General features: G+C 64.1%; 9 protein-coding genes. 5 read left to right on the forward strand and 4 right to left on the reverse strand.

The features are described 5' to 3' along the window. Nucleotides 1-287 precede the first annotated feature (287 nt). Together AC5Y4F_RS25925 and AC5Y4F_RS25930 are read left to right on the forward strand one after the other, a co-directional pair. A complete protein-coding gene (locus AC5Y4F_RS25925) occupies nt 288-1,043 on the forward strand; it encodes a class I SAM-dependent methyltransferase (RefSeq protein WP_067933377.1) in 756 nt (251 codons plus the stop codon). Between the two features lie 296 nt (nt 1,044-1,339). Beyond that, a complete protein-coding gene (locus AC5Y4F_RS25930) occupies nt 1,340-2,278 on the forward strand; it encodes a GNAT family N-acetyltransferase (protein ID WP_067933379.1) in 939 nt (312 codons plus the stop codon). On the opposite strand, the gene AC5Y4F_RS25935 is transcribed toward AC5Y4F_RS25930, so the two are convergent. Beyond that, the gene (locus AC5Y4F_RS25935; protein ID WP_499999449.1) at nt 2,220-3,773 is read right to left on the reverse strand and encodes a glycosyltransferase family 87 protein; all 1,554 of its coding nucleotides are present in this window, start codon (nt 3,771-3,773) and stop codon (nt 2,220-2,222) included. The genes AC5Y4F_RS25930 and AC5Y4F_RS25935 overlap by 59 nt on opposite strands. A 348-nt stretch (nt 3,774-4,121) precedes the next feature. After that, complete coding sequence (locus tag AC5Y4F_RS25940) at nt 4,122-5,372, reverse strand: hypothetical protein (RefSeq protein WP_499999451.1); 1,251 nt, start codon at nt 5,370-5,372, stop codon at nt 4,122-4,124. A gap of 930 nt (nt 5,373-6,302) precedes the next feature. Here AC5Y4F_RS25940 and AC5Y4F_RS25945 point away from each other — a divergent pair. Then, on the forward strand, nt 6,303-7,736 hold the full coding sequence (locus AC5Y4F_RS25945) for a hypothetical protein (protein ID WP_499999455.1): 1,434 nt from the start codon (nt 6,303-6,305) through the stop codon (nt 7,734-7,736). A 70-nt stretch (nt 7,737-7,806) separates the two neighbouring features. Here the strand turns inward: AC5Y4F_RS25945 and AC5Y4F_RS25950 are convergent, their stop codons facing one another. Further along, nucleotides 7,807-8,037, reverse strand: a complete 231-nt coding sequence (locus AC5Y4F_RS25950) for an MbtH family protein (RefSeq protein WP_067933392.1) — start codon at nt 8,035-8,037, stop codon at nt 7,807-7,809. A 673-nt stretch (nt 8,038-8,710) separates the two neighbouring features. Here AC5Y4F_RS25950 and pks2 point away from each other — a divergent pair. Together pks2 and AC5Y4F_RS25960 are read left to right on the forward strand one after the other, a co-directional pair. Continuing rightward, nucleotides 8,711-15,055, forward strand: coding sequence for a sulfolipid-1 biosynthesis phthioceranic/hydroxyphthioceranic acid synthase (pks2, locus tag AC5Y4F_RS25955; protein ID WP_499999458.1), 6,345 nt, complete (start codon nt 8,711-8,713; stop codon nt 15,053-15,055). A gap of 179 nt (nt 15,056-15,234) precedes the next feature. Then, nucleotides 15,235-16,554, forward strand: coding sequence for a hypothetical protein (locus tag AC5Y4F_RS25960; protein ID WP_499999470.1), 1,320 nt, complete (start codon nt 15,235-15,237; stop codon nt 16,552-16,554). A 22-nt stretch (nt 16,555-16,576) separates the two neighbouring features. Here the strand turns inward: AC5Y4F_RS25960 and AC5Y4F_RS25965 are convergent. After that, a partial coding sequence (locus AC5Y4F_RS25965; protein ID WP_499999462.1) for an amino acid adenylation domain-containing protein occupies nt 16,577-23,640 on the reverse strand: 7,064 nt, incomplete at its 5' end.

Below are 23,640 nucleotides of genomic sequence, written 5' to 3' on the forward strand. Positions count from 1 at the left end.
GCGGGTTACCGCGTTCCCGGAACGGGTACCGGCCGGTCCGCGCTGCACTCATGCTGTAATACCTCCGATATAAGAAGTACTTGCGGTGCATCCTATGAACATCTCAGACGCTAATTTGCTGAACGGCGGATAGGGAACCCCCGCGAGACCCGTGTGGGATCATCTGATGATGTAGGTCGCGCAGCCACCTGGCTTGAGTACATCGTGACGTTCGGGGCTCGCAATCCTGAATACATACGAATCGAGACCGATGGCGCGTTGCTACGAATTCACTGGAAGGAGCCCTAATGCCGGTCGATCCGGGCCGATTCGCAAAGCTGCGCTACGACGATTTCAAAACACTCGCCACCGAAGAGGGGCTATCGATCCACGAGCGCATTGGCGTCCCCGATTCATACTATGAAGGCCGCCAAGACGCTATCTTGCAGGACATCAGGACAAAGTTGTCCAACCTGGACACACCGGGACGCAGAGTCATCGACATCGGCTGCGGCTGCGGTGCCCTGGTTTTCAGGCTCATTTCGCTGTGCAAAGAAATGGGCCACCTTCATGTCCTCGTGGACTCTGCCGAGGTGCTCAGGCACCTGCCCGACGAGCCTCACGTCCGCAAAGTTGGCGGGCGATTTCCACAGGAATCCGCTGCATCGCTGGTGGACTTGGCAGGCAAGGCAGACGTGGTGATCGCCTATGGTGTCTTCAATGTCGTTGTGCTCGACGGGAACCCCTTCGACTTTCTCGACCGGGCGCTCAACCTGCTCGCACCGGGGGGACAACTCCTCGTCGCCGACATCCCCAATCAGTCGATGCGCCGACGGTTCTTCAGCAGCGATGCCGGAAGAGCATTCCACAAGTCGTTCACCGGCACCGATACCGAGCCTGAGGTGGAATTCAATAAATTGGAATTCGAGAAAATCGACGATGGCGTCCTGGTCGGCCTCATGCTGCGGGCGCGCGCGGCAGGATTCGACGCCTATATCGTTCCGCAGAGACCGGATCTTCCTTTCGCCAACCGTCGCGAAGACCTGCTCTGCAGAAGGCCCTGACCGGCCGCATGCAGGCGAGTCCGCACGCAGGTCCCGACCGCGTCCCGTCTGCCGACCACGGCTTATCGCGCGCCCTTAAGGCGACCATGACTGTACGCAAAACCTCTGCGCGAGAGGCAGTCTCAGCATCCAACGCAGGATCGGTAGCCAACAACGCTGCCGAGAATCGCATCGATGACCGTCGCTTATCCCAGCCCCCACGCTGCTGCCCCAGCGAAGCGCAGCGTATGCATAGTCATCCAAAACCGAAACCATGGAACCACTTTCGACCCTCCACAGTAGATCGGGGCTGACCGGTGCACAGCGTTGAGCGGTATCGGCCTGAGCTGCAAGACGAATGGAACACCTTCGTCCGCAGGAGCCGAAACGGCACCTTTCTGTTCGATCGTGACTACATGGAGTATCACGCCGACCGGTTCGAAGACTTCTCCCTGGTTGTCCGGGACAAGCAAGGTCGCATCAGGGCCATGCTCCCTGCCAATCGCGCGGAGGACCGTGTCATCAGCCACGACGGACTGACGTACGGGGGCTTTATCGTCGATGCATCGACGCGCACCGCGTCGATGCTGGATGTATTTGATCGAGCGAGGGAGTTCTTAGCAGCCTCGGGGATCCGCGAATTCATCTACAAGCCGGTCCCTCACATATATCATCTCGAGCCCTGCGAAGAGGACCTGTACGCCCTATTTCGCCTGAAAGCGCAACTCATTCAGCGGGACGTGGGAGCTTGTGCCTGTCCAGCCGAAATCGGGCGACCCCCGAAAGGCGTGCGCTGGTGGATCCAGAAAGCAGAAGAGGCCGGCATCAAAGTGCAAGAATCTGAGCGCTTCGAAGACTTCTGGCCTATCTTGGAGCACAATCTCGCGGCCCGACATCAAGCGGCTCCCGTGCATTCGCTGTCCGAGATCAAACTGCTGAAGTCGCGATTCCCGGCGAACATACGTCTGTTCTTGGCCCAACGTGGGTCAACTGTACTGGCGGGCTTCGTCGCGTATGAGACGGTCAACGTCGTGCACATTCAGTACGCCGGCTCCACCGAAGAGGGTCGAGTTCTGGGGGCCCAGAACCTAATTGCGGTCGAACTTCTGCGAAATCGTTTTCGCGACAAGAAGTGGTTCGATTACGGGACATCCACCGAGGAAAAGGGGCGCGTGCTGAACGCGGGACTTCAGCACTTCAAAGAAGGCTTCGGCCTCCGAGCTGTGGTCTCCGACCGGTATCGCATGAGGCTGTAGAGGAGGTGCTGACAGCCGTCTCCGGGAGACCATCCAGGGGCGACGCTGAGTCACCATCCTGGAAGTTGGCCGGTCTGCGCACGTAGGAGACGATGATCACCGCGCACGCGATGATCCACAAGATCGGCGTCAAAGGTGCCGTGGTGAGAACGATCGGAGTGCTGCCGACGACCCCCCTCGCCCCGAACTGTCCCCAGATCGGTACCGGTACCGGCTGGCCGGGGATGGCAACCTGAGCGATGCTGAGCGCGGTGGCCACTCTTACCCATGCGCCCACCCTGCGACGACAGTCGCCATTGATCGCGAACCGGTCGAATATGCCTTCACCGAGCCGCCCATCCGGGTCTCGGATGACGAGCGCGGCGACTGGCAAGACGAATACGAGGTAGTAGTACATCGCCTCGGAGGGGAACAGTGCGGCCGCGGCCAGCAGCACAATACCCGCCATGACAGGCGGGATCCGTCGGCCCAGAGCGAGTAGCGAGACAACGATAAGTATCAAGACGACATACCCGATCAGCAATCGCGGACCGGCCAGGAAGCCCTCCGGTAGCTTGCCGCCCGATGTGGCGGCCTCGACGGCGTCCGGGAACAACAGCAGCGCTCTTGCAAAAGACAGGTTCTTCACGTCAGTGAGCCCTAGCTCCGAACTACCGAAGTGAGACAGACCGTGGATGGTCTGTGCGATTGTCTGCGGAAAGTCGCGGGGCCACAACAGATATGGGGCGAGGTTGGCGATCATGACACCGACAATGGCTATCCCGCTCCACCGCCAACGGCGGGCGGCCAGCAACGCCACCACCAAGACGGCGAACTGGGGTTTCACCGCCGCGGCCAACACCACCATGAGCGTGACAGCACCCCAGTGCCCCCGCCGTAACGCCACCAAGAACATCAACGCGATCGGCACCACGAATCCCGCCGAATTGCCCCGGTCAATGACCGCCCAGACCGGGATGGCCACAACCCCCAGAGCCACAAAAACCACCAGACGCTCCAGCCCACGCGTCCCCCGGGCCGCCCAGACCGCCGGTGAAAGAACTGCAACCGTCAGCGCAAGCAGGTAACCGACCAGACCCAGCCGCGGCCCGCCCAACCACTTCGCGGGAGCCCCAAACAGCAGATGGGGCATCATTGCGGCGGCCGGGTAGGCGGTCCGCGTGGGTTGGTAATCCGGTGGTAAGAACTCCTGGTAGGTCCAGGGGTTGGGCCGCATCCCGGCGTCTACGACCATGGAGTAATCGCTGAAGCAGTGGCGACCGATGTTCGTGCCCCAATCCAGCCAGCAGTCCTGGGGGATCCACAACAAAGAGGACAGCACGTTGGCCGAGGCGCACTGGATAAGGACATAGCCGATGGCCACCGAAGCCGCGGACACCAGCAGGATGGTGCGGAGCAGCCGGGCGCGCTCGGATCGGGAGGTGACCGCCCGGCGCCGCTCCCGCATCGCGGTGATTCCGCCGCGAACCAACTCAAGGGGTCGAATCAACCGCATCCCTCCTCCCTGCTTCGCCAGACGCTAACAGGAGCAAAGTGGGCGGCAACGAACATTGACGGAAAGTAGGCGTCAACACCGCAGCCAAGAGGTTTGCTACGCGGCGCGGTCTCCGCCACCGCGCCCTTGACAAGGTCCGGCCCAGGTTGAGCGTATGGCGCGCTGGTGGGCCCGGCCCGCCCGTAGCGGAGGCGATCCCGCCAAGGGTGTCGCCGCCCCCATCGTCGAAACAGAAGGTTCGACCGAAAACCAAGTGCCCATCGGCGATTCCGCCTGCCTCGTGCCCGGCTCGAACAACGGCCAGACTTCAGCCTCTACCCCTGCCGACCCAACCAGGTAAGCCCCAGATCAGCCGACTGGCCGCGCCAACGCAACCAGATGTACGGCGATTCCCACGAACGGACCGAATAACAACGCGATCACCGTGCGCATGTCCAACGGTAGCGGCAGCAGCAGCAACAACGTCGACGCCACCGTCGCACCGACCCAGCCCAGCGAATACGCCCGATGCAGCGCTGCGGCAACCGCGGCGGTGCCAGTGAGCGTCAGCATCGCGAGGGCCACCGCCGCCGCAGTCAACCAGGCCAGCAGCGCCCCGCTGGCGTGATAGTCGGGACCGAACCCGACGCGCAGCAACCAGGGGCCGACAAGTCCTGCGGCCGGCACGCCGACTGCGCCAATCCCGCCGATGATCGCAGCCGGGGTAATCAGCGCCCGAAGCCGATCCGCGCGTTGGTCGACGAAATGAGCGATCAGGTTGCTTTGCATCCCGCCCAGCGGGAGCAGCAGCGGCGCGCGGGTCAAGGCGACCGCCAGGATGACGACGCCGCCCGCCGCCCCCAACTCATTTGAGGTCGCTTTGAGCAACACCGGGAATCCCATCACCAGAATCGCGCTGGCACCGGCCGCAGTCATTGAATGCGCCGCGCCGCGCAGGAACTTCGCGGTCCCCCCGGGCGTCTGCACCCGGGCCGAGGCTCGCGTCGTGCGCGAGGCCAGCAGCATGAGCACCCATCCCGCCGCGCCCGTGACGGTGGCCCACAGGAATCCCGCCAGGCCCCATCCGAGCACAAACGCGGCCACAGCGACCACCACCCGGATGACGGCGTCGGTCACCATCAGCGCTGCGTACTGTGTCCAGCGGTTGCCGCCGGCCAGCATGCCCAGCAGGGCGGAATGCAGACAAAAGCCGGCCATCCCGAAGCTGAGGAGACCCACAGACAGCCAGCGTTCGTCGACGAATACCTGCTTGCTCCACACCGGCGAACTGCCTGCGATCGCCACGGCCGCGACGACGCCGGTAATCCCGGCCACCCGTAGCGGATGGGTACGACGGCCCGTGATGATGTCGTTCGACGGTGCCGAGCGGACTTCGCGGGTAGTTTCCTGCAACAGGCCGCTCGTGGCCCCGGTGACCAGGCCGAACGCTCCCCAGAAGACCCCGAACACTGAGAATCCGGCGGGGGCCAGGTCACGAGCCGCCAGATAGAGCGCCACGTAACCACAAATGGAGGTCAATGCGGTCGCCGTGCCGACCCGGGCGACGTTGCCCCGCGCGACCGGACCGGTGGCGGCTGCTGTACCTCCGACCTCGGTCATCGCGAAGGCACTCCCGTAGCGCTGGGTTGCATCTCCCACCAGGTCGGTCGAGCGATTGCGCAATTGAAGGACGCGGACGGGGATTCGCCGGCCACTACTGTTCGACGTCGACCGGAGCAACCTTGTCGACCGCGCCAAACATAAAATGGCTCAACACAACTCCCGCTGCGCTCGCGATAAGTCGTTACATCTTCGCGCGCGATCGGCCCGACTAACCAAGGCAGAGCGATGGGTAAACGTCGATCAACGTGTGCGGAGGTCGTACGCCGCGCGACAAAAGATACTCCGCCAGATCCAGCGCGTAGCGGCCCAGTGGAACGGGTTTGAAGTTGTTCTGCTGTTGGCTTTGTTGACGATGTCATCGGCGATATTGGTCCAGACGAAGGGTTTGGGCGATCATTCCACGACACGACCGATTTCTGACGGCGTTTACGTGATCGCGCACGCTCGTTGAGCTGCCGGTTGCACGAGATGGCGTTCGATGACGGAAGACCATACCGCGACCAGGCTGAGTCAGAACGCAGGGTCGGGCCCAAGTACTAGTCGGCTGCCAGCCAGTCCCTCAGTTCGGCGTGTGTGCGCGTCGAGTAGCTGTCCATCGCCGGGGTCTCAGGTTCCGCTCGAGGCAGGCGCGGCGATCTGCTTGAAAAAGCCCAAGAAGGTCTGGTGATGATGCCACGGCACTCAATTCGATAGGCACGCTTGATCAATGCTCGAAGGCTTGTGTCGTAGCTGCGGATCGTCTAGTTGGACTATGCCTTGATGCGAACTCGTCCATGCCGCCATAGGGATCGGTTACTCTGATGCGATGCGTTGGTTCGGCCCCACCGCGGCCTATCTCATGCCGCACATTATCGCCTTCCGACATGAGATGTACGCCCCAGAAGGCAGCACGCGGAACCCGATCCATCTTTGCGAAGGCTCTGATTAGTGCCTTCTCGTATACGCCGTGCACGCGCATCCTTGGCCCGCCGTGCAACCAACGGTGATGGGCGGCCGGACCATCGGCTCGACATCATGGACCACGCTCTGTACGCGCAGCATCGCGCCATCGGCCGAAGCGTAGTCATCCAGGTTGTGTGGATCTATGACGATGCTTTCGACATCGACAGCGTGAGGAGATTAAGGCGCAATCTCGCCAACGGGTTGGCGGGACGGCGCATCGAGCGCTCGCCGCTACTAGCCCGTCATCGGTGGGTCTCAGATCCGGGGCCGGCAGACATCGACATCGCGGAGCGTGCCCGCCCGCGCGCGGAACTCACCGATTGGGCTGACGAACGCGCGCAGCTGCCGATTGACTTGGAACGGGGGCCCGGGTGGCATCTCGGTGTCGTTCCACTTTCGGACGGCTCCCACGCGGTCAGCCTGGTGATATCCCATTACCTCGTAGACGGTTTCGGGCTGGCGCTGACGATAGCTGAGGCAGCACTGGAGATCGGCCGCGACCTTGGCTACCCACCGCCACGTTCGCAAACTCGGCTACGCGCCGTACTACAGGATGCCCGCCAAACAGCGCAGGACGTCCCACAGGCGGCGCGGGCGCTTCGCGCGGCGGCAAGACTGGCCCGTCGTCAGCGCCGCGACACTGCCCAAGCACCAGCGCCACAACCCGTCGTGCTAGATGGAAGTGATGGCGATGAAATCGCCGTTGTGCCGGTTATCACGATCCACATCGACGCGGAGGCTTGGGACGCCCGGGCCAAGGCGCTTGGCGGAACGAGTGACACGTTGGTCGCCGGGTTGGCAGCAAAACTCGCCGAGCACGTCGGCCGGCGACGCGCCAGCGACGGCGCCGTCACTTTGCAACTACCGATGAGCGAACGCACGCAAGACGATACGCGTGCGGTCGCGGTGTCGTTTTCGCGCGTCAGCGTGGACCCGACGGGGGTCACGACGGATCTGCGCGACGTCCGCGCTGCACTCAAGCAGGCGCTGACCACGCTGCGCGAAACGCCAGATGAAGACGAGCGCCAGCTCTTATGGCTGGCCCCATATGCGCCGAAACGGTTGCTGAAACGGTTGGCCGACGCGGCAGTCGACGATCCCGATCTTCCAGTGTTCTGTTCGAATTTGCGCGACCTCGGTCCGATGGTCTTGGCGCTCGCCCACAATGAAACCGAGTACGCCACCATCTCCGGCGTACTCTATCCGCTCCACCTCATACGTGTGATCGGCCAGGACGTCACCAGACGATGGCTTGAGCGAGCGGGCGGGCAATTGACGATTCAGTCTTGGCGCATCGGCGACAAGGTTGGCATCACCGTGGAGGCCTACCGACCGGGCGGCGAGAACACAAAGCCCGCCTTGCGTGAGCTCGCCGCGCGGACGCTGGCTGAGTTCGACCTCACCGGCGAGATCGATTGACGAACCGCCCGACTCCGGGCGAACGTGACTGATTCGCCGGCGCGCTGCCGCTAGATGAGGACCAGGCGGTTCAACCGTCAGAGGCGCGGTTGGCCGCCAATCTGTCGCGAAGGCTCTTCGGCCGTATGTCGGGCCAGTTCTGTTCGATGTATTCGAGGCATGCGGCGCGGTCCGCTTCGCCGTACACCACCCGCCAGCCGGACGGGACATCGGCGAAGGTGGGCCACAAGCTGTGCTGTTCCTCGTCGTTAACCAGGACAAAAAAGCTGCCGCTGTCGTCGTCGAATGGATTAATGCTCACAAGTTCTCCAGCCCGCCTAGTCGAGGTGAGTAAGACCGTTACAAACCATAGTGGAGGCGCGCAGCGTTGTGCGGGGTCTCCCCTGATTTGTTGACTCCGCGACGCGGCCCTGCCTTGACACGCGGCTCGCCTTGGCGGGTCGCGGTCCGAGCGGTCAGGTGCCGCGAGCAAACACTCCGTCACTCCCGCGACGCGGTTGGCGGTGTGCACGTCAAGCCGACGCGTGCCCCGGCAGCGCGCCACCCGATACGTCTCGGTAGCCACACCAGAGCGCTGATTGGGGAGATTTCGTTTATTGACGCCCACGTAGGCCCTCAGCTGGACTGATCCGCGGCCATGCATTGGTCAACATCTTTGCCGAGCGCTGGCGCGTCATGGTCGGATGACATCCGAAACGGCGGACTTCATCACGCTTTCCCTATCTGTTAACAGACTTCCCAATGAAGGCAGCCCAGCTAATATCACGGTTAGGTAACGATCTTATCGTTTTTTTATATTCGCCTGCCGCGTGCGTATTACCATCTCCCTGCCATCTACGCCGGTTGCGGCACCGAAGCGCCGACTTGAGGAGGGTCAATAGGCGTCGGTGGTGGAGATGGCAGTCGGGGGATCTGCAGATCTTGAGTCAAGCAGTGGGGGCAATGCCAGTGGTCATTGCCCGTAAGGAGGCGGAATGGTTGCATTCCGGGCCATCAATGAAGATGACGCACGTCGGTCGGATTCATTGAATTGTTCGCCCGGTGCGACCGCCAGGCCTGCCACCCCGGTCGCCATTATCGGTGTGGCATGCCGACTTCCAGGGGGAATCGACTCACCGGACCGGTTGTGGGACGCGTTGCTGCGCGGCGATGACCTGATCACCGAAATCCCCGCCGATCGCTGGAATGCCGAGGAATACTACGACCCGGAGGTCGGGGTGCCGGGCCGGTCGGTGTCCAAGTGGGGCTCCTTCCTCGACGACGTGGCAGGGTTCGATTACGAATTCTTCGGAATCGAGGAGCGGGAAGCGACCGCGATCGACCCGCAGCATCGCCTGCTGCTGGAAACGTCTTGGGAGGCAGTGGAACACGCGGGTCTCAACCCGGCGAATTTGGCCGGGTCGCGGACCGCCGTCTACGTGGGTTTATCGCACGACGACTATCTGTCGATGGCAGCCGACACCGACCTTCAGGAGGGCGCGTACGCATTCTTGAGTAATAGCCGCAGCATGGCGTCCGGACGAATCGCCTACGCCATGGACCTACGAGGTCAGGCGATAACCGTCGATACCGCATGTTCGTCTGGGCTCGTCACTGTGCATCTCGCATGCCGCAGCCTGCACGACAGCGAATGCGACCTGACGCTGGCGGGTGGCGTTTCGCTGACGCTGGATCCACGGAGATACGCCGCCGCTTCAGCGAGCGGCGTACTGTCAGCGACAGGGCGCTGCCACGCATTCGACGTCGCCGCCGATGGTTTCGCAATCGGCGAGGGCAGCGCGATGATGCTGCTCAAGCGGTTACCGGATGCGTTGCGCGACGGAGACCGGATCTTGGCCGTAATACGAGGTACCTCGGTGAACAACGGTGGCCGATCCGCGGCCGTCACCACGCCGTCGCGACCCGCGCAAGTGGCGGCCTACCGGACGGCCTTGGCTGCGGCAGGCGTGGACGCCGGCAGCGTCGGCATGGTGGAGGCGCACGGCAGCGGCGACCCGGCGGGTGATCGGACCGAATTCGCAAGCCTGGCAGAGGTTTATGGAACTGCCGGTCCCTGCGCACTCGGCTCGCTGAAGACGAACTTCGGGCACAGCCAATCGATTTCGGGAACGCTGGGCTTGATCAAAGCGGCGCTGGCGCTGCGGCACGGCGTGATACCCGGGAATCTACGCTTTACCCGCCTGCCAGACGAACTCGCGCAAGCCGAGACAAATATCTTTGTGCCACAGTCAAATACGCCGTGGCCCAGCGATGGTCTTCAACCACGACGGGCAGCCGTGTCGGCCTACGGGTTCTCGGGTACCAATGCCCACGCAATCTTGGAACAAGCTCCCGCGACTTCTGAATCCGTCGCAGCAGCCCACGCGGCCACGTCGCCCCTCCAGCCACCGTTACTCTTGCCGCTATCGTCCACCTCAGCCGACGAGTTGCGCCGTACCGCAGGCAGATTAGCCGATTGGGTGCGATCAGAGGACGAGGTGGCGCTGCCCGATTTGGCTTATACCCTGTCGCGCCGTCGTGGACACCGCCCGGTGCGAACCACGATCGTCACCGACAGCCTCGACGATGCAGGGGCCAAGTTGCGCGAAGTCGCCGACGGCGGCACTACGTATCTGGCCGCGGTTGGACGCGACGATCGGGGCCCGGTCTGGGTGTTCTCCGGTAACGGATCCCTGTGGCCGGCCATGGGGGCCGAGCTGATGGCCAACGAGCCTGTGTTTGCTGCCACCATCGCGGCGGCCGAGCCACTGATCGCGCAGGAGTCGGGATTTTCGGTAACCGACGCAATGACAGCGCCCGAGGTGATATCCGGCGTAGACCGGTTGCACCCGACTCTGTTCGCCATGCAGGTCGCGTTGGCGGCCACCATGAAGTCTTACGGGGCGCCCCCCGGCGCGGTGATCGGGCACTCGCTCGGCGAGACCGCGGCGGCAGTGGCTGCGGGGGCGCTATCGCTGGCGGACGGGGTACGCGTCGTCTGCCGTAGCTCTCGGCTGATGGCGCGCCTCGCCGATTCCGGAGCAATGGCGTTGGTGGAAATGCCTGCGCAACAGGTGCTTTCCGAGTTGATGGCCGGTGGGATCAGGGACGTTGTGATCTCCGTGGTGGCTTCACCGCAGTCCACGATCATCGGCGGGACCGCTGAGACCGTGCGCGAACTGGTGGGCACATGGCAAGCTCGGGCAGTGATGGCTCGCGAGCTGGCCACCGACCTGGCATGGCATACCCCGCTGGTCCAACCCATTCTTGATGAACTATCGGAGGCGCTGGCCGAGCTGGCCCCGACAACGCCAGAAGTACCCTTCTACTCGACAAGCCAGTTCGACCCGCGTGAGCTGCCGGCGTTCGATGCCCGCTACTGGGTGGACAATTTCCGGCGCACGGTGCGGTTCGCCGCGGCGGTCCAGGCCGCAATGCAGGACGGCTACCGGGTATTCGCCGAGCTGACAGCGGATTCCCTGCTCGACGCCCCGCTCGAACAGAACGCTCGCAGCCTCGACGTGTCGATCGCCGCTGTGGCGGGTGTGCGACGCGATCGAGCACTGCCGCACGGGCTGCGCAGCCTCCTCGCGGATCTGCACAGTGCGGGCGCAGCGGTTGACTTCTCCGCGCTCTATCCGAGCGGCCGTCTGGTAGACGCGCCCCTGCCAACGTGGACGCACCGTCGGCTGCTGTTGGACCGCGACGATCCGCACTCCGCCGCCCCTTCAGCCGGTTGCACTGTGTCGGTACACCCGCTACTGGGTGCGCACGTGCGCTTGCAGGAAGAGCCGGAGCGCCACGTCTGGCAAGGAGAGGTCGGTACCGCCGCCCAACCATGGCTGAAGGACCACCACATCCAATCTGTCGCTGCGCTTCCCGCGGCGGCCCATTGCGAGATGGCGCTGGCCGCCGCGCGCACGGTGCTGGGCGAGACCTCGGAAGTGCGCGACATCCGATTCGAGCAGGCGCTGCCGCTGGATGAGCAGACTACGATCGGCGCTTCGGCGTCGTTGTCGTTCTCGGGCGCGGTCGAGTTCAGGGTAGAGGCATCCCGGAGAGGGGAGAAAAGCCGGCTGAGCAAGGCAGTCCTGCACGCCGCTGACGACGGACCAAGCGCCGCCCACGACATTGCCGCGCTTCTTGCCGCCCACCCGCACAGTGAGGACGGCGCCGAGGTGCGCAAGCGCCTGGAAGAGCAGGGGGTCCAATACGGCCCGGTGTTCACCGGTCTTGGCGTGGTGCATACCGGCGAAGGTAGCGACAGCGTCCTGGGCGAGGTCGCACTCCCCCGCCAAATCCGCTCCCACCAACACGGTTACACCGCGCACCCGGCATTGTTGGATGCCTGCTTTCAATCGGTCGCGGCCCATCCGGCAATGCGGGCGATTGCCGGGAACGTGTTGGCGCTGCCGCAAAGCATCCGGCGGTTACGCGCCTACGGCGCGGCTCGCAACCCGCGCTATTGCTATACACGCGTGTCGAATGCCGACAGCTCCGGGATCGAGGCTGATCTCGAGGTGCTCGACGAGCACGGGGGGATCCTGCTCGCCGCGCAGGGGTTGCGGTTGGACACCGGTCTTTCCGAAAAAGACAAGAAAGACCGGGTACTGGCCGAGCGGCTGTTGACCATCAAATGGCGACAGCGAGAACTGCCGGGCGTGGAATACGTTCACCCCGGAAGCTGGCTGTTGATCAGCACCACCGCCGTCGCAGATGTTTTGGCCACCGATTTGCCCGACGCCCTGAAAAGTCATGGCGCGCAATGCACCACCATGTCCTGGACACCGCACGCTGACCACGCCGTAAACAGCCGACAGCTTCGACAGCATCTGCACCGCACCGGGTTTACCGGCGTAGTGGTGCTCATGGGACCGCGAAGCGGTGATGACGCCGATCCCTCGATGGGCCGCCAGTGTGTGCAGCATCTGGTACGAATCATCCGCGAACTGCCGGATATCCCGGGTGAGTCGTCTCGCCTATACGTCGTGACCCGCACCGCCCAAACGGTGCTCGCCGGTGATGAACCGAACCTGGAACAGGCTGGGCTCCGGGGTCTGATCCGAGTGGTCGGCGCGGAGCATCCACACTTGCGAGTCACCCATGTCGATCTGGATGCCGACACCGAAGCCGAACATCTCGCCCGGCAACTCGAGGGCGGATCCGAGGAGGACGAAACCGCCTGGCGCAACGGCGAATGGTACACAGCGCGGTTGTCACCCAGTCCACTGCTTCCCGAAGAGCGTCGCACCACCGTTGCAGACCACGAGCGCGACGGGATGCGCCTGCAGATCCGCACACCCGGCGCTTTGGAGTCGATGGAACTCGTTGCCTGCGAACGGGTTGCGCCCGGACCGAAACAGATCGAGGTCGCAGTCAGCTCGTCCGGCGTCAATTACACCGACGTCCTCCTAGCGTCCGGTCGCCTCACCTCGCCCGAATTCGATGGCCGCTCAACGCAGCTCGGCACCGACTTCGCGGGGGTGGTGACAGCGGTGGGATCGGGTGTCGCCGACCATAAGGTGGGCGACCATGTTGGCGGACTGTGCCACACCGGTTCGTGGGGCACGTTCCTTACCTGTGATGCCCGCTCGGCCGTCACTCTGCCGGCGGGGCTTTCTGACGAGCAGGCGGCCGCGGTGACCACCCCGACGGCCACAGCCTGGTACGGACTGCACGAACTCGCCCACATCGACAGCAACGACAAGGTATTGATTCACTCGGGTACTGGCGGTGTCGGACAGGCGGCAATCGCGATCGCCCGCGCGGCGGGAGCCGAGATCTTCGTGACTGCCGGTAATGAGCAGCGCCGAAACATGTTGCACGACATGGGTATCGAGTATGTCTATGACTCACGAAGCGTCGAATTCGCCGACCTGATACGCCGTGACACCGACGGCTACGGGGTCGACATTGTACTCAACTCGCTCACCGGTGCAGGCCAGCGCGCGGGAATCGAATTGCTCGCCCACGGCGGACGATTCATTGACATCGGCAAACATGGCAGCTACGGCGAGATCCCAATGGGGTTTGGGTCGTCACGGCGCAACCTCGCGTTCTACGCCGTGGATCTGGCGTCGATGGCCGAGACCCACCCACACCGGCTTCGCACGTTGTTGAGCGAGGTGTACCAACTCACCGCGGATGGCGTGCTGCCGACGCCGCAGAATACGCGTTACCCACTGGAGGACGCCGCCAACGCAATTCGCGCGATGCGCGACGCCCGACACGCCGGAAAACTCCTACTAGACATCCCCCGCACCGGGCGCACGCCGGTAATCGTGCCGCCGCCGGCGGCCCGAGTCTTCCGCGACGACGGCGCGTACATCATCACCGGTGGACTCGGGAGCCTGGGTCTGTTCCTGGCCGAGAGGATGGCGTCTCCCGACTCCGGGGAGGGCTGCGGACGCATCGTGTTGTGTTCGCTCTCGCAGCCGGCTCCCGAGGCCCTCGACAGGATTGAGCGCATCCGCGCGATGGGCGCCGACGTCGTGGTGGAGTGTGGCGACATCGCCGAGCCGGCTACGGCTCGGCGTCTGGTCATGGCGGCAACGGCGACCGGCCTGGCGTTACGCGGAGTGGTGCACGCGGCGGCGGTGACCGAGGACGCGGCCTTGACCGATACCACCGACGAACTCATCGAACGAAGCTGGGCGCCAAAGGTTTACGGAGCATGGCATTTGCACCATGCCACCGCTGGACAGCCGTTGGATTGGTTCTGTTCGTTCTCCTCGGCAGCCGCTCTGGTGGGCTCGCCGGGTCAAGGTGCCTACGCCGCGGCCAACAGCTCGTTAGACGCCTTCAGCCTGTGGCGGCGCGCGAAGGGCCTGCCGGCCAATGCGATCGCCTGGGGCCAGTGGGGTCCGCTCGACCCCGCCACCACCCCGGGTGACGTCGACATCGTCATTGCGGCCGATGAGGGCGCTTATGCGTTCGAAACGCTGTTGCGCCATGAGCGCACCTACACCGGCTATGCGGTTATGGGCACTTCAGTGACCGCCTTCGCCCAGCACAGTCCTTTCGCCGAAGCGTTCCGTTCGACTGGGCAGACCACGACGGGTTCCAGATTGCGAGCCGAGCTCGAGGGATTGCCCTTCGATGAGCGGCCCACCCGGCTGTTGAGCCTGATCTCCGATCAGGTCCGCCTGATCCTGCGTCGAAACGTGGATGTCGACCGGCCGCTCTCCGAGTACGGAATGGACTCACTCGGCGCGCTGGAACTACGCACCCGCATCGAGACCGAAACAGGAATACGCATCAATTCAACCGAGCTCGTCGACGTGGGCACGGTACGCGGCCTGGCGGGAATGCTGTGCGAAAGGCTCGCAGAATCAAGGTAAATAGCCGTCAAATGCCAACGGCCGCTTAAAATTACGATGCGCTCGCGCAATGTCGAAACGATTTGGAAGGCTGATCAGTGTCACTGCGGATACTTCCTGCGCGAACCCCCGAAGGCAGCGCAGTCAACGGTGTTGCGGGCCTGGACAATCGCCTCGCCTACGTGGACCAAGCGTTGTTCATGGGGCAGCGCGTCACCGGGCCCAAGCAAGTCATGCAGGTCGTGTGGTTGTATGAGCATCCTCTTGATTTGGACGGGCTGAGGCGATTTCATCACAATCTCGGTCATGGGTTGCTGGGAAGGCGCATCGAGCGTTCCCCGCTGCCGTTCGCCCGCTATCGGTGGGTACTAGACCGCGGTCCGACGGACATTGATGTTGCGGAGCGCCCCCGCCCACGCGCCGAGGTCAGCGACTGGGCAGACGAGCGTTCACAGATCCCGGTTGACCCGGAGTCCGGCCCCGGCTGGCATCTGGGCGTGCTTCCACTGACCGATGGCTCGACCGCGGTAAGCCTGGTGATCTCCCATTACTTGCTCGACGGTCTCGGACTTGTCGTGTCGGGAATCGAGGCCCTTTCGGGCATCACGCATGAATTTGGATACCCACCGCCACATTCGCGCACTCGACTGCGCGCGCTGATCGAGGATGCCCGTCAAACAGCGCAGCAGGCGCCCGAACTTGGCCGCGCGCTTGTCGCGGCGGCAAGACAGGCCCGCAATCAGCGGCAGAACACCGCGAAATCACAGGCATCGCGACCGCCCGCCCTCAAGGTAAGCGACGAAAACAATGCTGCTGATCCCGTTGTCGTCGTGCCGACCGTCACCGTTTTGGTCGACCTCGCTGACTGGGATGCCTGCGCGGAGGCGCTGGGCGGAACGAGTAAGGCGCTGCTCGCCGGGTTCGTGGCGAAATTCGCGGAGCACGTAGGGCGGCGACGCGCCGGTGACGATACCGTCACGGTGCAACTCCCCATCAGCACCAGGACCGAGAGCGACATGCGCGCAAACGCTGTGGCGTTCGCGCGGGTCAGCATCGACCCGACGCGGGTGACGACCGACCTGCGTGACGTGCGTGCCGCGATCAAGGAAGCGCTGGTCACCCTGCGGGAAACACCCACCGAGGATTCCGCGCGAGTCGCTTCGCTAATCCCCTTCATACCGAAACGGGTGTTGAAACGGCTGAGCGCACTGGACTACGCGATGCTCAGCGAGGCGCTTCCCGTGCTGTGCTCCAACCTTGGCGACTTGGGCTCAGTGGTGTGCCGCCTCGATGGCAGCGACGCCGAGTTCGTCACGGGGCGACTGGGTTTCCAACACCTGACACAACAGTGGCTCGAGCGCACGGGCGGCCTGATGACTGTGCAGTCTTGGCGCCTGCACAGCAGAATCGTCATCAGCATCGGCGCCTACCAGCCGGGCGCCGAGAACACGAAGCTCGCCATGCGCGAGCGCGCTGCGCGCACGCTGGACGGGTTCACCCTGACCGGCGAAATCAGCTGACGGCCCGGCGACGCGAGCCGCGTTACGGACTCAGGGCGAGTTTGAGTTGTTCCCCGTACAACGCGAGCGATTCGCTGGCCATCATGTCGTCATGGCCGCAGTCCACCGGATACACCGTGATGGCACCTGCCACGTACGGGTCCCAATTTCGGGGGTCCGACGACCCGTTGCCTTCGTCTCGCCGCGCGGAGAATATGGTCACATCGCCATCGAACACCCCGGGCACATGTTCCCGCAGGTGCGACCCGTTCGAATTGTAATTTTCAACCACGAACTCGAAGATCTGCCGCGGCGGAAGAATCGACTCCACTGTCTTTCCCTGCCGGCGGATTAAATCCTCTGCCCGCTCGTAGGTGAGAGGCTCCGCGTGTTCGGGGATATCGATACGGTTGGATCGCAAGGTGAGGTCCAGGATGCGACTCTCCCCTTGGATCTCCTCGTCAGCTCCCCCGGTATCCAGGCGACCGCTGTTGTCGAGCACCGGGTCCAGCATTATCAGACGCTGGACTTCACAGCCACGTCGGCGAAGTTCGACGGCCAGTTCATGCGCCACGGGTCCGCCGAAAGACCAGCCGAGAAGGTTGTACGGTCCCACGGGATAAAGGGCCTGCAGACGATCCGCATAATCCTTCGCCATGTCACGGATCGATTGGCGCCCAACTTCGCCCGTGTCCGGGATTTGGTTTATTCCGATGATCGGGCAATTCAAGTAATCGCCCAACACCCGGTACGCGTAGCTGAGGCCGAGACCTTCGTGAACACAGCACAGTGGGATGCCCGTGCCCTTCTTGAGCACCTCGATCGGGAGCAACTCCGCCGCGTTGTCATCACTGCTCAGTTGCTCACTCAGGCTTCTCACCGTGGGTGCGTCCAATATGGTGCGCACCGCAAGGTGGGCATCCAACGTCTTGTTGATAGTGGCGATCACGCGCATCGCCAACAATGAATCGCCACCGAGGTCGAAGAACGAATCGTCGACGCCGACGCGGTTCAGCCCGAGAATTTGAGCGAAGATGCCGGCCAGAATCTCCTCGATCGTGTTAGCCGGAGCGCGGTAGCGTTCGGCGACGACATATTCGGGCACCGGCAAGGCTCGCCGGTCGAGTTTTCCGTTGGGCGTCAAGGGAAACGCTCTCACCGATACCACGGCGACCGGCACCATGTAGGCCGGCAGCCGCTCGGCTAGTTTGGCGCGAGCGATCCGCGGATCGGCCGTGCCAGTGACATACCCGACTAGACGCTTGTCACCGGGGCGGTCCTCGCGAGCGATGACCACCGCCTGGTCCACTCCGTCGATTTCGGCCAAAGCCGCTTGGACATCACCCAACTCGATGCGATAGCCGCGGATCTTGACCTGTTCATCGGCACGACCGAAGTACTGCAACTGGCCGTCGGGCGCCCAACACACCAGATCCCCGGTCCGATACATCCGTGCTCCGGGCGTCCCCGCGCCGGCGAACGGACACGCCACAAACCGCGAGGCGCTCAGCCCCGCCCGATTCAGGTACCCATATGAGACTCCGGCACCGGCGACATACAACTCGCCTTTTACGCCGGCCGGAACGGGGCGCAACCAGGCGTCCAGAACAAACAACGCCGCCTGGAGCACCGGCGCGCCGATCGGCACGAGGCCGGTTCCCGGTGCAAGGGGTGCACTGAAAGCTACGCCCATCGACGTCTCGGTCGGACCGTACGCATTCACCATCAGCCGACCCGGCGCCCATCGATCCACAACCTCGGCCGGGCAGGCTTCACCGGCCACCATCACGGCCAGCGCCTCCAAACCCTCCGGGGAAAGCGCCGCGAGAGCAGAAGGGGTTTCGGTGAACACGTCGACGTTCTCAGCGAGCAGCAACGCCTTGAAGTCTTCCGGTGAGCGCGCCACGTGCTCGGGCACCACAACCAGGCGCCCCCCATGCAGCAACGCGAAGAAAATCTCCGACACCGAAACGTCGAAAGCCAGGGATTTGCACTGAGCCCAGGCGCCCGGCGTCGGCAAGTGCCTATCGACCACCTCGAGAAGTTGGACGGCGTTGTGGTGAGAGACGGCCACACCCTTGGGCACACCCGTTGTGCCCGATGTGTAAATAAGGTAAGCGATGTCGTCGGGGGCGGGTGCCGGCAATCCCGTAGCCGGAAAGCTGGGAATGCGGGTGTCGTGGACATCGATGATCAGCAAGTCTGAGCCACCCAACCGCGCCCGCAGATCCGAAGTGGTGATCGCCGCGATCGGCACTGCATCGGCCACCATGAACTCGATACGCGCCACTGGCACCGCGGGGTCGATCGGCAGATAGGCCGCGCCGGTCTTGAGCACCGCCAGGATCGCCACGATCGCCTCCGCCGAGCGCGGTAGGAGCAGCGCAACCACCTGCCCTGCACGTACACCATGGCCGGCCAACAGGTGCGCCAATCGATTCGCTGCCTCGTCGAGTTCGCGGTACGTCATCGAGCGGCCCTCGCACGTGAGCGCCACCGCTTCCGGGGCACGCTCTACGTGCGCGGCAAAGACCGCCGGAATAGACATGGACGCCGGCGCGAGGTGGGTCAACACTGCGCGGTTGCTCCACGTGTTCAGACGGGCGTGCTCGTCGGCGTCGAGCAGATCGATCGACGACAACGGCCGGGTGGGGTCGGCGGTCATGGCGACCAGCACCTTCTGGAACCGCGCGAACAGTGCCTCGATGCCGGCTGTGTCGAACACGTCGGCGTCGTACTCGACACGAAGGCCTATTTCATGACCCGGCATGGCGGCAACAGCCAGCGGGTAGTGGGTGGATTCGCTGGTATTGACCTCGGTGATGGTCAGGTCGTAGTCGCCGGTTAGCGCCTCGGTGTCGACCGGATAGTTCTCGTAGATGAACATGGAGTCGAACAACTGGTCGTGGTCGGTGAGTCGGTGGATCTCGGGCAACGCCAGATGCTGGTGCTCCAGCGTGCAATTGTGGGCGTCCTGCAGTTGATCCAGCAGGTCAGCGCCGGTGGTCGCGGTGGTGATGCGTGCCCGTACGGGGACCGTGTTGATGAGCAGTCCCACCATCGAGTCGGCGCCGACCAATTCCGGCGGCCGCCCCGAGACGGCGGTACCGAAGACCACGTCATGCTGGCCGGTCAATCGCATCAACATCTGCGCCCATGCCGCCTGCAACACGATGTTGACGGTCGTGTGACGCGAACGCGCCAGGTCGCTCACAGCCTGGGTGATGTTCTCCGCCACCTCAAACCATGCGGCGCATCGCCGCGCCTGACCGAGCCGGCCCGGCGGACCCACCAGAGTGGGGGCATCCAGGCCGGCCAGTACCTCGCGCCAAGCCGCCTGGGCCGCAGCGCGATCCCGTGCAGTGAGCCAGGCGACAAAGTTGCGATAGGGTACGGCCGCGGGCAGCGGACGTCCGTAATAACTGGCAAAGATCTCCTGCAGCAGGATCGGCAGCGACCAGCCATCAAGCACGATGTGGTGATTGGTCAGGACAAACCGGTGCCGGTCTGGTGCGGTGCGGATCAGCACCGCCCGAAAAGCGGACTGCTCGGCCAGGTCACATACCGCGATGCGTTCAGCGGTGCGCACGTCTTGGACCTGCTCGTCAATGCTCACGCCGTTTGGACGCAGGTCGATATACCGCCAGGGCACCACCGGATTGGCGGGGATGATTTGCATTGGCTCTTCGAATTGGGTCGAGAACCGGGCGGCCAGGTTGGGGTGTCGGGCTATTACCGTATGCAGCGCCGCGCGCAGCCGATCGGTATCGAGCGCACCGGTCACGGTGAAGTCCAGCTGCACCGCATATACGTCGTGGTCGGGACCGGAGCTGGCGCCCGCATGAAATAGCAGACCCTGCTGCAGCGGGGTTAACGGCAGTACGTCGGCGATATGCTGCTGGCGCTGTAGCTCATCGAGCTGTTGTTGAGTCAGATGAGTGGGAGCGAAATCCGACGGCGTGTACCCTCCCCCGCCGTTGCGGACATGCGCGCAGATCCCGGCTAGGGCTTCGAACCACAACCGGCCCAACCGACTGACCTGCTCGCGATCCACCGCCGAGGGCGCCCAGGTCCAATTCGCGTGCAGCCGTGGACCGGCTTCGGTGTCCAGGGTGCCGGCGTTGAGCTCGACGGTGTGCATCACCGGCATCGGTATGGCCGCGGCCGCACGGGTGACCGACACGACATCCTGACAAACTCGCCACTGGTCGTGGGAAACGTCGGCTGCCGTTCCCAGTCGGCCCAGATAGTTGAACCCGATCACGGGGTCGGAGCCGCCCAACTCGACATCGGGGTTCACATACCTCAACAGACCGTAGCCCAACGGGTCGGGCAGGGCACGCAGCTGCTCCTTGGCGTCTTTGACCAGCGCACCCAAAGCCGGCTCGCCGGCCATGACCTCACCCCAGGCCAATCCCCCGACGCTCATCGCGACCGGATACTTGGTGGTAAACCACCCCACCGTGCGCGTCAGGTCCACATCAGCGGCCAGTTCCTCGTGACGGCCATGCCCCTCCACGTCGATGCCGATTGGCCCCCCACCGCTGCCCACGAACTCGGCCACAGCCAACCCGAATGCGATCAACAAAATGTCGTGCACCCCGGCATGAAACGCCGTTGGCACCTCTCCCACCAGCATTCGGGTGGTCTCGACATCGAGCGAGACCGACAAATGGCCCGCCGCGGCAAAGGTGTCCACCGCGGGCTGCACCGCCGCCAGCACCGCCGGTGCGGCAGCCACCTGCCGCCAAGCCTCGAGCTGACCCACCACCGCGGGACTACTGGCGTGCGCTTCCAGCAACGCCGACCACCTGGCAAACGACGTTCCGGCGGCCGGAAGTGCTATCGGCTGCCCACCGCGACGCTGCGCCCACCCCAGATTGAGGTCCTCTATTAAAATCCGCCACGAAACTCCATCCACCGCCAAGTGGTGAATGACCAACGCCAGCTGCCGAGTCGAACCCGCCCACACCGCGCTGAGCATCACCCCGGCGGCCGGATTCAATCGTGACCGCGCCGCGACCAACGCCTCGTCGGACAAAGCCTCAACCACCCGCACGCAGTCGCGGGCATCCACGTGACCCGGTTCGGGCACCCTCAACAACCAATGCCCAGCACCGTCATCGCCAGCGCGCAGCCGCAACATGGCATGCCGGTCCAACAGCGCTTGCACCACCGCCACCACATCGGCCTCATCAACCAACGCCGGGGCCTGCATCACCACCGTCTGATTGAACTGCTCGACCGGGCCATCCACGCTGGCCAACCAGCGCATGATCGGCGTCGCGACGACCGGCCCGACGCCCTCGTCAACCGGATCACCGGCGCCCTCAACCGCCCCTGCCACCCGAGCCAGTCGCGCCACGCTCTGTTCGACAAAGACGTCACGAGGCCGAAACACCAGGCCCGCCGCCCGCGCCCGGGCGACCACCTGCATGGACAAGATGCTGTCGCCGCCCAGCTCGAAGAACGAATCGTCGACGCCGACCCGCTCCAGCCCCAGCACTTGGGCGTAAATGCCGGCCAGGATCTCCTCAGTCAACGTGGACGGGGCACGGTACAGATCGCCGGTCGCGTACTCGGGCGAGGGTAGAGCCCGCTTATCCAATTTCCCGTTCGCCGTCAGTGGCAATGCCTCCACCACCACGACCGCGGCCGGAACCATGTACACCGGCAACCGCTCGCCCAGCGCGGCACGCACTTCGGCCGGATCGGCCGCGCCGGTGATGTAGCCGACGAGGCGCTTGTCGCCTGGACGGTCTTCCCGCGCGATCACCGCCGCCTGCTCGACCCCGTGCAGGCCGGCCAACGCCGCCTGCACTTCACCCAATTCGATGCGATACCCGCGGATCTTGACCTGCTCATCAACGCGCCCCAGGTACCGCAGTTGCCCATCGGGGCCCCAACACACCCGATCCCCAGTGCGATACATCCGTCGGCCCGATACTTCTTGGCCGGCAAATGGGCACGCCACAAACCGCGACGCACTCAACCCCGACCGACCCACATAGCCGACACCGACCCCAGCACCCGCCACGTACAACTCACCGACCACCCCAGCAGGCACCGGACGCAACCAGCGATCAAGCACGAAGAAGGCGAGTCGCGCCAACGGCACCCCAATCGGGCTGGCAGCACTGTAGACGTCACCGGGCGCAATCTCCCGAAACGAGGCGTGCACGGTGGTCTCGGTCGTTCCGTACAGGTTCAGCAGCCGGGGCGAGCCCGGATGCTGGTCTAGCCACCTCCCCAATCGCCGCGGCTCGAGGGCTTCCCCGGCGAACAGCACGGCCCGCAATTTGAGTTGAGCTCCCAGGCCCGGCGCGAGCGCATCAGCGGTCTGCAAGGCATAAAACGCCGACGGCGTCTGGCTCAACACACTGACGTGTTCCGCCACTAATAACGCGTGGAAGTCTTGCGGGGAACGCGCCACCGACTCGGGTATCACCACCAGGCGCCCGCCACATAAAAGCGCACCCCATATCTCACACACCGAGACGTCGAAGGCCAGCGAATGCCACTGCGACCACACCAGCCCGTCCAGTTCCATCCCGGCGCCGAGTGAGGCAAGCAACTGGATCACGTTGTAGTGGGTAATCGCAACGCCTTTGGGGACTCCGGTGGTGCCGGAGGTGTAGATCAGGTAAGCGATGTCCTCGGGCGCCGGTGTGGGCAATGCGGTGTGCGGTTGGGCCGCGATACGGGGATCGTCCACCTCGATGACGGCCACGTCATGCCCATCGAGCCGCTCGACCAGCGCGCTGGTGGTGATCGCCGCAACCGGCGCGGCGTCACCGAGCAAGAACTCGATCCGCGCCGCGGGAACCACCGGGTCGATCGGCACATAGGCCGCCCCGGTCTTGAGCACCGCCAAAATCGCCACGATCGCCTCCGCCGAACGCGACAACAACAACGCCACACGCTCTCCGGGGCCAACACCGCCGGCGACCAACAGATGTGCCAACCGGTTCGAGGCCTCATCGAGCTCTCGGTAAGTCACCGACCGGCCCTCGAACGTCAGCGCCACCGCCCCCGGCGCACGCGCCACCTGCGCAGCGAACAATTCCGGAATCGATTGCCGCGCACTCGGATCGGACTGGATCAACA

Source organism: Mycobacterium sp. NGS56, from assembly GCF_059812425.1.

What these genes read in the sequence shown, in the direction of transcription:
- AC5Y4F_RS25925 (WP_067933377.1), top strand. Translation starts at nt 288, where the DNA reads ATGCCGGTCGATCCGGGCCGATTCGCAAAGCTGCGCTACGACGATTTC.
- AC5Y4F_RS25935 (WP_499999449.1), bottom strand. Translation starts at nt 3,773, where the DNA reads ATGCGGTTGATTCGACCCCTTGAGTTGGTTCGCGGCGGAATCACCGCG.
- AC5Y4F_RS25940 (WP_499999451.1), bottom strand. Translation starts at nt 5,372, where the DNA reads ATGACCGAGGTCGGAGGTACAGCAGCCGCCACCGGTCCGGTCGCGCGG.
- pks2 (WP_499999458.1), top strand. Translation starts at nt 8,711, where the DNA reads ATGGTTGCATTCCGGGCCATCAATGAAGATGACGCACGTCGGTCGGAT.
- AC5Y4F_RS25960 (WP_499999470.1), top strand. Translation starts at nt 15,235, where the DNA reads ATGGGGCAGCGCGTCACCGGGCCCAAGCAAGTCATGCAGGTCGTGTGG.